Raw genomic sequence first — 9784 nt, 5'->3', positions numbered from 1 at the left:
GAGCCCGCGCCCCAGTCCCCCCGCGCGCCTCGCGCGCGCCGCGCCGGCATCCCGCGGGGGGGCTGCCCCGCCCGTCGCCGTGTGCACACCATCTGTCCAGACATACGGGCGCCTTCGCCTTGTAGACGCGTGCGCGCCTTATAGACGCCTGCCCGCCTTATAGACGCGTGCGCGCCTAATAGACGCCTGCCCGCCTTGTAGACGCCTGCGCGTCCTGTAGGCCGAGTGCAGGGGCCCACCAGAAGGCTTCCCAGAAAGCGTCACTACGTCCAGGAGGCCACGAAGTAGCCGACCCCGTACGGCGCGTCCTCGTAGAGGAGGCGAGCCGTGCCGGGTTCCTTGTCCCAGGCTCCGAGGAGGATCTGCCACGGGCCCCGGCCGGAGATCTTCAGGGCACGGGCGAGATCCGCGTCCAGGTTCGGGAAGCGACCCTCGTCGTCCAGGTCGCGCAGCGCGGCGGCGATCTCCGCGTCGACGCCTTCGGCGCGCTCGTCCAGGTAGCCGGGCGCCTTCACGGTGCGGCAGGCGCTGCCGTCGCCCATCACGAGGAGGCCGACGCGGTCCGCGTACCCGGCGATGTGGACGCCGTCCTCGCCGTTGACCTGCCAGGAGCGGTCGTCCGTGACCTCGTAGCCGCGCACCGGGCCGTCCCAGCCCGCGCGGGCGAGCAGCCAGGCGCCGACGGCGAGGGAGGGCGGCAGCTCGGCCTCCGCCTCGGTCTCCCACTCCTCCGCGGGGGCGGTGCCGAGGGTCACTTCGAGGTCGACGCCGAAGGGGCGGAACGAGCCGCGGGCGCCGGCCGCGTGGTGCGCGTTGCGCGTCCCCTGGCCGACGACCACGATCAGCTCCGGGCGGGCGGCGATCATCGCTCCGATCGCCTCGTCGCACGCCGCGCGGGCGGCGTCCAGCTCGGGGGCGGCACCCGCGGCCACCTCGGGCACGAGCAGCGGGGGGCAGGGGCACACGGCGGCAGCGACAAGCATGATCGGCAGCCTACTGCGCGGGCCGACGCCCGTGGCCGGGGGCCGCCGGTCGCACGCGCGGCGACGCAGCGGGGCCCCGGCGGCCGGCCGCGTCAGTCGACGGCGCACCCTCCGGTGGCCGCCGGCAGCGGCTCCGGGACGCCGATCTTCGGCAGGCCGAGCATGACGCCCTTCGCCTTGTCCCTCGTCTCCTGGGTGCGCTTCTCCCAGGCGTCGCCCGCGCGGGTGCGGCGCACGCTCTGGACGGCGCCCTCGGCGAGCAGGTGGTGCGGGGCGGCGTAGGTGATCTCCACGGTGACCACGTCACCAGGGCGGACCTCCTCGTCCGGCTTCGTGAAGTGCACCAGGCGGTTGTCGGGGGCGCGGCCGGACAGGCGGTGGGTGGCGCCGTCCTTGCGGCCCTCGCCCTCGGCGACCATGAGCTCCAGGGTGCGGCCGACCTGCTTCTTGTTCTCCTCCCAGGAGATCTCCTCCTGAAGGGCGACCAGACGCTCGTAGCGCGCCTGCACGACCTCCTTGGGGATCTGGTTCTCCATGGTGGCGGCCGGGGTCCCGGGACGCTTGGAGTACTGGAAGGTGAAGGCCTGGGAGAAGCGGGCCTCGCGCACGGCGTGCATCGTCTGCTCGAAGTCCTCCTCGGTCTCGCCGGGGAAGCCCACGATGATGTCGGTCGTGATGGCGGCGTGCGGGATGGCGGCGCGGACCTTGTCGATGATGCCGAGGAAGCGCTCCTGGCGGTACGAGCGGCGCATCGCCTTGAGGACCGTGTCCGAGCCCGACTGCATCGGCATGTGGAGCTGCGGCATCACGTTGGGCGTCTCGGCCATGGCGGCGATCACGTCGTCGGTGAAGTCGCGCGGGTGCGGGGACGTGAAGCGGACCCGCTCCAGGCCCTCGATCCGGCCACAGGCACGCAGCAGCTTGCTGAAGGCCTCGCGGTCGCCGATGTCGCTCCCGTACGCGTTCACGTTCTGGCCGAGCAGCGTGATCTCGGAGACGCCCTCGCCGACGAGGGCCTCGATCTCGGCGAGGATGTCGCCGGTCCTGCGGTCCTTCTCCTTGCCGCGCAGCGCCGGGACGATGCAGAAGGTGCAGGTGTTGTTGCAGCCGACGGAGATCGACACCCAGGCCGCGTACGCGCTCTCGCGGCGGGTCGGCAGCGTCGACGGGAAGGCCTCGAGCGACTCCGCGATCTCGACCTGCGCCTCTTCCTGGACGCGGGCGCGCTCCAGGAGGACGGGCAGCTTGCCGATGTTGTGCGTGCCGAAGACGACGTCCACCCAGGGCGCCTTCTTGACGATGGTGTCGCGGTCCTTCTGAGCGAGGCAGCCGCCCACGGCGATCTGCATCCCGGGGCGCGAGGCCTTGCGGGGGGCGAGCCGGCCGAGGTTGCCGTAGAGCCTGTTGTCCGCGTTCTCCCGCACCGCGCAGGTGTTGAACACCACGACGTCGGCGTCGCCGTCGGAGCCCTCGGGGGCGCGGACGTATCCGGCGCCCTCCAGGAGGCCCGAGAGGCGCTCGGAGTCGTGGACGTTCATCTGGCACCCGTAGGTGCGTACTTCGTACGTCTTGGGGGGATTGGGAGAACGATCGTCCACGGCGGACGGACGCGGGTCGCTGCTGCTCATACGGACAAGGGTATGGGGTTCGCGAGGGCGCCCCGTGCCGCCTCCTCCCGTCACGCCCGGCATCCGGCGGCGGGCGGGCCGTGACGTGCGCCGTCAACCCTGGTCAGCCCCCGCCCCCACCTGGCAGGATCGCGCCCATGCCGCTCACCGCCCTCCGCCGCCTGCGCCCGGCCCGCCGCCACGTCCTGCGGGGATCCGTGGCCGGGCTCGTGGTGGTCGGGCTGCTGTTGTGGTGGCTGCTGCCGCTGGAGGACGAGGCGCCGAGCGGGCAGGTGACGTTCAGCACCGGCGCCCCGACGGGCGTCTACGAGAAGTACGGGAACCTGCTGAAGACCGCCATGGCGCGTGATCTGCCCCGCGTCGACGTGCGGCTCGACGGCAGCGAGGGCTCGTGGGACAACGTACGGCGGGTGGCGACCGGCAAGGCCGACTTCACGATCGCCGCCGCGGACGCGGTCGCCAAGTACCAGCTCGAGGGCCGGCCCGGCGCCGAGCAGCTGCGCGCCTGCGCCCGCCTCTACGACGACTACATGCAGCTGGTCGTGCCCCGCTCGTCCAAGATCAGGTCGGTGGCCGATCTGCGCGGCAAGCGGGTCGCTGTGGGCGGGAGCGCGTCCGGCGTGCGGCTGATCGCGAACCGGATCCTGCTGGCGGCGGACCTGGACCCGCAGAAGGACATCGTCCCGGTCGGCCTCGGGATAGACACCATGCCGACCGCTCTGCAGGCCGGCCAGATCGACGCCTTCTTCTGGTCGGGCGGCCTGACGACGCAGCACGTGCGCACGCTGTCGGAGCAGTTCCCGATCCGCCTCGTCGAGCTCGGCAGCCTCATCGACGAGCTGCACGCCCAGGGCGGCTCCTCGCGCTACTACAGGGCTGCGACGATGCCGGCCGACGCCTATCCGCACGCCCAGCACGGCAAGGCGGTCAATACGCTGGCCGTGGCGAACCTGCTGGTCACGACGGAGCGGATCGATCCGGAGATGGCGGAGGCGGTGACCCGAACGGTCATCGACAGCCGGGACCACATCGGCGCGCGGGTGCACGCGGCGCAGCTCGTCGACCTGCGCACCGCGATCTACACCGATCCGCTCACCCTGGACGAGGGCGCGCGGCGCTATTACCGCTCGGTCAAACCCTGAGCCCTGAGACCTCTGAGTCCAGCCGCTGAGCCCGAGCCCAGCCCTCCGCGTTCAGCCCCCAGCTCTGGCTACCGCTCGGCCAGGTCCTGCTCGGCGTCCGCCCCCGTGCCCTGACGCGGCAGCGGCGCCGCCCTCGGCACCCGGAGCGTCACGCGCAGCCCGTGCGGCTCGTGATGGGCGTACGCGATCGAGCCGCCGCCCGCGGTGAGCAGGGCGCGGGAGATCGACAGGCCGAGGCCGGAGCCCTTCACGTTCTGGTGCCGGCCGCTGCGCCAGAAGCGGTCGCCGATGCGGGCGAGCTCCTCGTCGCGCAGGCCGGGGCCGCCGTCGGTGACCTCGACGGCGGTGGTCTCGCCGCCCGCGACGACCGTGACCGTGACCTGCTCGCCCTCGGGCGTGAACTTGAGCGCGTTGTCCACCACGGCGTCCAGGGCGCTGGACAGGGCGATCGGGTCGGCCCAGCCGGTGACGGCGGGGCAGTGCGCGACCAGGCGTACGCCCTTGTCGTCGGCCGTGAGCCGCCAGGCCTCGACGCGCTCGGCGGCGAGCGCCCCGATGTCGGTCAGCTGGAGGTCGGCGCCGGCGTGCTCGGCCAGGGCGAGGTCGAGCAGGTCGTCGAGGACGCGGGCCAGGCGCTTGCCCTCGGCCTGAACGGATGCGATCTCCTCATTTCCCTCCGGCAGTTCGTAGGACAGGACCTCGATGCGCAGCAGCAGGGCGGCGAGCGGGTTGCGCAGTTGGTGCGAGGCGTCGGCGACGAAGGCGCGCTGCTGCTCCAGCACGTCCTCGACGTTGTCGGCCATCTCGTTGAACGACCGGGCCAGGCGTCTGAGTTCCGGCGGGCCGCCGGCGGCCGCGACCCGTGATTTCAGCCGGCCCGTGGCGATGTCGTGGGTGGTGGCGTCCAGGACCCGTACGGGCCGCAGCACCCAGCCGGTGAGGCGCAGCGCGGCGCCCACCGCGAGCAGCATCGCGGCGACCTCGCCCGCCGCGATGATCAGCCAGCCGCGCAGGGTCTTGGCGCGCATCGCGCCGGTGGGCGAGTCGGTGACGACGACGGCGACGACGTCACCGTCGCGGATGACCGGGGAGGCCACCACGAGGCGTCCGTGCCGCCAGGGCCAGACCTGGGACGGGTCGTGGCTGCGGCGCGAGTACAGGGCCTCGTCGAACGCCTCGCGCAGGGCGCCTCCCGCGGGCACTCCGAAGGCGCGCGGCGAGCGGGCCATCGGCACGTGGTCGCGGAAGAAGACGCCCGCCTTGATCCCGTAGACGGTGTAGTACCGGTCGAGTTCCTTCTGGAGGGTCTGGCGGCGCTCGTCGGGGGCCTGTGCGCCGTTCTCGCCGGGCCGTGTCGTGACGAACTGGGCGAGCGAGGCGAAGCGGGCGGTGTCGTCGATGCGGTCGACGACGACCTTCTGCTGCTCGGCGGAGGCCACGCTCACGGCGAGCGGGAAGCCGAGCGCGAGCAGGACGCCCGCCATGAGGACGATGAGCAGCGGAAGCAGACGGGCGCGCACCCGGGGACTCTACGGCTTCCGCTAGGCGGCCGGGGCGACGAGCCGGTAGCCGACGCCGCGCACGGTCTCGATCAGGGCGGGCATGCGCAGCTTGGAGCGCAGGGAGGCGACGTGCACCTCCAGGGTGCGCCCCGTGCCCTCCCAACTGGTGCGCCACACCTCGCTGATGATCTGTTCCCGCCGGAAGACGACCCCGGGCCGCTGCGCGAGCAGGGCCAGCAGGTCGAACTCCTTACGGGTGAGCTGCACCGCGGCGCCCTCCACGGTGACCTGCCGCGTGGGCAGGTCGATGACCACGTCGCCGAGCAGCACCTCGTGGTCGGACGCGGGGGCGGCCTCCTCCTGGACGCTGCGCCGGCTGACCGCGTGGATACGGGCGAGCAGCTCCCCCGTGTCGTACGGCTTGACCACGTAGTCGTCGGCGCCGAGGTTCAGCCCGTGGATGCGGGAGCGGACGTCCGCGCGCGCGGTGACCATGATGACGGGCGTCGAGGTGCGCTTGCGGATCTTGCCGCAGACCTCGTAGCCGTCCTGGTCGGGCAGTCCCAGGTCGAGCAGGACGACGCCGAAGGCGGCCGGGTCCGGGACGAGGGCCTGGAGGGCCTCCTCCCCGTTGCGCGCGTGCCGCACCTCGAAGCCGTGCCGGGAGAGCACGGCGGACAGGGCCGCGGCGACGTGGTCGTCGTCCTCGACGAGCAGCAGTCTCATTCCGGCCCCCTCACCTGTGTCGATCCCATGGGTTCACCAAGGCATCCACGCCGATCCATGAGGAAGTCGTCAAGGGTCTGCGGGCCCCGTCGGTGTTCCGTTATGCAGCCGGTACGCGAGGGCCGCGACCCTTCACAGATCGTGTCCGGTTGCGACCGGATCGTTATGCTCAATTTCCCCTCAGATGTAATGACGCTGGTCGTACCGGGTTACTACTGTCCTCCCAACCGAGGAGGATGGAGCAAGACCCCGATGACCGAAGTTTCGGTGACCAAGGACGCCACTCCCCCCGCGGGCGACACACTGGTCGCGCTGAGCGCAGTCAACAAGCACTTCGGCGCTCTGCACGTGCTCCAGGACATCGACCTGACCATCGCGCGAGGCGAGGTCGTGGTCGTCATCGGCCCGTCGGGCTCCGGCAAGTCGACGCTGTGCCGCACGATCAACCGCCTGGAGACCGTGGACTCCGGGTCGATCACGATCGACGGCAAGCCGCTGCCCCAGGAGGGCAAGGAGCTGGCCAGGCTGCGTGCCGACGTGGGCATGGTCTTCCAGTCCTTCAACCTCTTCGCGCACAAGACGGTGCTCGAGAACGTGACGCTGGGCCAGGTCAAGGTCCGCAAGGCGGACAAGAAGAAGGCCGAGGAGAAGGCGCGCGCGCTGCTCGACCGGGTGGGCGTCGGCGCCCAGGCGGACAAGTACCCCGCGCAGTTGTCCGGCGGACAGCAGCAACGTGTCGCCATCGCACGGGCGTTGGCGATGGACCCGAAGGTGATGCTCTTCGACGAGCCCACGTCGGCGCTCGACCCGGAGATGATCAACGAGGTCCTCGAGGTGATGCAGCAGCTCGCCCGGGACGGCATGACGATGGTGGTGGTCACGCACGAGATGGGCTTCGCCCGCTCCGCCGCCAACCGTGTCGTCTTCATGGCCGACGGCCGCATCGTCGAAGAGGCCACCCCCGACCAGTTCTTCAGCAATCCGCGCAGCGACCGGGCCAAGGACTTCCTGTCGAAGATCCTGCACCACTAGACGCGCGCCGTACGTGCGCCCTCGGGCCCAGGACCGAGGCTCCGCGCGCGTCGACCTCTCAGACTGCCGAATCTGCCGACACGAAGGATGTTCACGATGAATCTCCGCAAGTCCGCCGCTGTCGCGGCCACCGTCGCCGCTCTCGCCCTGACCGCCACCGCGTGTGGCGGCGAGTCCGGCAACGCCGGTGACAAGCCCGCCGGCGGTTCGGGTGGCAAGAACCAGCCGAAGCTGCCGACGTACACGGTCGCCAAGGACGTCAAGGTCGACTCCCCGACCCTGAAGAAGGCCCAGAAGGCCGGCAAGATCGTCTTCGGTGCCAAGGACGACCAGCCGTTCCTGGGCTTCCAGGACACCGACGGCAAGCGCTCCGGCTTCGACATCGAGATCGCCAAGATGGTCGCCGCCGACCTCGGCTTCAAGCCCGACCAGATCGAGTTCAAGACGGTCGACTCGAACGTCCGTGAGACGACCATCTCCAAGGGCGAGGTCGACCTCTACGTCGGCACCTACACGATCAACGACGAGCGCAAGAAGCAGGTCGGCTTCGCCGGCCCGTACTTCATGGCCGGTGCGGACCTCCTGGTGCGCGCCGACGAGAAGGGCGTCACCGGCCCCGACTCGCTCAAGGGCAAGACGGTCTGCTCCATCAAGGGCTCGACCCCGCTGCAGGAGATCAAGAAGCCCAAGTACGGCGCGAAGACCGTCGAGCTGTCCAAGTACTCCGAGTGTGTGCAGCAGCTGCTGAACAACGAGGTGGACGCGGTCACCACGGACGACGCGATCCTCAAGGGCTACGCCGCCCAGCGCCCGACGAAGCTCAAGGTGGTCGGCAAGCCGTTCACCAAGGAGCCGTACGGCATCGGCATGAACAAGGACGACAAGGCGCTGCGCGACGCGGTGAACAACGCCATCGAGGCGCACGAGAAGAACGGCGACTACAAGAAGGCGTACGACGCGACGCTGGGTCTGTCGAAGTCGGCCTACACCGAGCCGCCGGCCCTCGAGCGCTACTGATCGCGCGCTCTTGACCGGCGCGCTCCGCGCCTGAGGAGTACGCCCCGCTCCGGGCGCACCGTCCGCGGTGCGCCCGTGGCGCGGCCTTTCCTGCCCGCCCGCCGCCCACGAGGACTTCCCCGTGAACGTATTGCTCGACTATCTCCCGGAGTTCCGCGAGGGGTTCATAGGCACCGTCCTGCTGACCCTGGCCAGCGGGCTGCTGGCGATGGTCCTCGGCGTGATCATCGCCGGGTTCCGTGTCTCCCCCGTCCCGCCCCTGCGCCTGTTCGGCACCGCATGGGTGACGCTCTTTCGCAACACGCCCCTGACGCTGCTCTTCCTGATCGTCTGGTTCGTCCTTCCGGTGATCTTCTTCCCGGGTCTGAACCCGTGGATGAAGGCCCTGATCACGCTGGGCTGCTACACGTCGGCGTTCGTCTGTGAAGCCGTCCGTTCCGGCATCACCACGGTGCCGCTGGGCCAGGCCGAGGCCGCCCGGTCGATCGGCATGACCTTCTCGCAGACGCTGCGGCTGATCATCCTGCCGCAGGCGACCCGTACGGTGCTGCCGCCGCTCAGCTCGATCTTCATCGCGCTGACCAAGAACTCCGCCATCGCTGGCGCCTTCAGCGTCGCCGAGCTCTTCAGCGTCCAGAAGCTGCTGAGCGACAAGGGCTACACGATCGGCTGGATCTTCCTGTGGGTGGCCCTCGGCTACCTCGTCATCACCTTCTCCATCAGCGGTCTCTTCCGGCTGCTCGAGCGGCGCATGGGGGTCGCACGATGAGTAGTTCGAGCGTCCTCTACGACGCCCCGGGCCCCCGGGCCAAGGTGCGCAACCGGATCTACACGGTCGTCGGCTCCCTCGCCGTCCTGGGCCTGATCGCCTTCACCATCTACCGGATGAACGTGAAGGGCCAGCTGGAGCCCGAGGTCTGGAACATCTTCAACAACGCGGGTGTGCGCACCAACATCCGCGACGGCGTGCTGACCACCCTGCAGGTGTTCGCGGTCGCCGGCGCGCTCTCCCTGGTGCTCGGTCTGCTTCTCGCGGTCGCGCGGCTGTCCGACCACAAGGCGGTCAGCCGGTGCGCGACGGGCTTCATCGAGCTGTTCCGCGCGGTCCCGCTGCTGATCACGATCTACGCCTTGTGGGTGCTTTTCCTCACCTACAAGGACAACCTCGGCGTCGTCGGCGAGAACTCCGGCTTCTGGGCGCTCGTCATCGGTCTGACCGTCTACAACGGCTGTGTGCAGGCCGAGGTGCTGCGGGCCGGTGTGAACGCCGTGCCGCGCGGCCAGGTCGAGGCCGCGTACGCGCTGGGCATGCGCAAGACGCAGGTCATGACGATGCTCCAACTGCCGCAGGCCGTACGGGCGATGCTGCCCACGGTGATCAGCCAGCTCGTGGTGACCCTCAAAGACACCTCGCTCGGCTACGTCATCCTGTACCCGGAGCTGCTGTACGCGGCCCGCCAGATGGCGAACAACATCATCGTCAACGGCGAGAACCCGATCACCGCGGTCGTCATCGTGGTCGGCGTCATCTACATCGCGATGTGTCTGGCCCTGTCCTGGCTGGCCTCCTGGATCGAGCGGCGCGGCCGCCGGGCCAGGAAGGGCATCGCCGTCGCCGCGGCCGCCGAGCCCGTCGTGGAGCTGGCCGAGGTCGACCAGACGCTGTCCACGCCCAAGGACGGCAGCGCCTGACGGGGCATCACCCGGGCCGACCCGATCGGCCGTCGTGACGGAGGCAGTGGCATGATCGCCAC

The 9784-nt window shown here is 70.4% G+C and carries 9 protein-coding genes; 5 read left to right on the top strand and 4 right to left on the bottom strand.

Annotated features, from left to right (window positions below):
* Nucleotides 1-263 precede the first annotated feature (263 nt).
* Together ACFW9D_RS13640 and miaB are read right to left on the bottom strand one after the other, a co-directional pair.
* Nucleotides 264-983 (bottom strand): class III extradiol dioxygenase subunit B-like domain-containing protein, encoded by a 720-nt coding sequence (locus ACFW9D_RS13640; protein ID WP_384621347.1) that lies wholly within the window; start codon nt 981-983, stop codon nt 264-266.
* A 92-nt stretch (nt 984-1075) separates the two neighbouring features.
* Nucleotides 1076-2611 (bottom strand): tRNA (N6-isopentenyl adenosine(37)-C2)-methylthiotransferase MiaB, encoded by a 1536-nt coding sequence (miaB, locus tag ACFW9D_RS13635; RefSeq protein WP_384621345.1) that lies wholly within the window; start codon nt 2609-2611, stop codon nt 1076-1078.
* 137 nt (nt 2612-2748) lie between these two features.
* On the opposite strand from miaB, the gene ACFW9D_RS13630 reads away from it, so the two are divergent.
* Nucleotides 2749-3753 carry a TAXI family TRAP transporter solute-binding subunit gene (locus tag ACFW9D_RS13630; RefSeq protein ID WP_188336469.1) on the top strand — a complete coding sequence of 335 codons (1005 nt, stop codon included), beginning with the start codon at nt 2749-2751 and terminating at the stop codon, nt 3751-3753.
* A 68-nt stretch (nt 3754-3821) separates the two neighbouring features.
* Here ACFW9D_RS13630 and ACFW9D_RS13625 read toward each other — a convergent pair whose 3' ends face one another.
* Both ACFW9D_RS13625 and ACFW9D_RS13620 read right to left on the bottom strand, forming a co-directional pair.
* On the bottom strand, nt 3822-5273 hold the full coding sequence (locus ACFW9D_RS13625; RefSeq protein ID WP_384621342.1) for an ATP-binding protein: 1452 nt from the start codon (nt 5271-5273) through the stop codon (nt 3822-3824).
* 21 nt (nt 5274-5294) lie between these two features.
* The gene (locus tag ACFW9D_RS13620; RefSeq protein WP_188336471.1) at nt 5295-5981 is read right to left on the bottom strand and encodes a response regulator transcription factor; all 687 of its coding nucleotides are present in this window, start codon (nt 5979-5981) and stop codon (nt 5295-5297) included.
* A gap of 252 nt (nt 5982-6233) precedes the next feature.
* Here ACFW9D_RS13620 and ACFW9D_RS13615 point away from each other — a divergent pair, with 252 nt between their 5' ends.
* The 4 genes from ACFW9D_RS13615 to ACFW9D_RS13600 all read left to right on the top strand — a co-directional run bounded on the left by ACFW9D_RS13615 (nt 6234) and on the right by ACFW9D_RS13600 (nt 9722).
* The gene (locus ACFW9D_RS13615) at nt 6234-7013 is read left to right on the top strand and encodes an amino acid ABC transporter ATP-binding protein (RefSeq protein ID WP_188336472.1); all 780 of its coding nucleotides are present in this window, start codon (nt 6234-6236) and stop codon (nt 7011-7013) included.
* Between the two features lie 96 nt (nt 7014-7109).
* A complete protein-coding gene (locus tag ACFW9D_RS13610) occupies nt 7110-8030 on the top strand; it encodes a glutamate ABC transporter substrate-binding protein (RefSeq protein ID WP_188336473.1) in 921 nt (306 codons plus the stop codon).
* Nucleotides 8031-8151: 121 nt separating this feature from the next.
* Nucleotides 8152-8799, top strand: coding sequence for an amino acid ABC transporter permease (locus tag ACFW9D_RS13605; RefSeq protein WP_188336474.1), 648 nt, complete (start codon nt 8152-8154; stop codon nt 8797-8799).
* A complete protein-coding gene (locus ACFW9D_RS13600) occupies nt 8796-9722 on the top strand; it encodes an amino acid ABC transporter permease (RefSeq protein ID WP_384621338.1) in 927 nt (308 codons plus the stop codon). Before ACFW9D_RS13605 ends, ACFW9D_RS13600 begins: the two co-directional genes overlap by 4 nt.
* Nucleotides 9723-9784: the final 62 nt, after the last annotated feature.

The sequence above is a fragment of the Streptomyces sp. NPDC059524 genome (assembly GCF_042749255.1).
Lineage (GTDB): Bacteria > Actinomycetota > Actinomycetes > Streptomycetales > Streptomycetaceae > Streptomyces > Streptomyces xanthii.
This window is presented reverse-complemented; position numbering and strand designations above follow the sequence as displayed.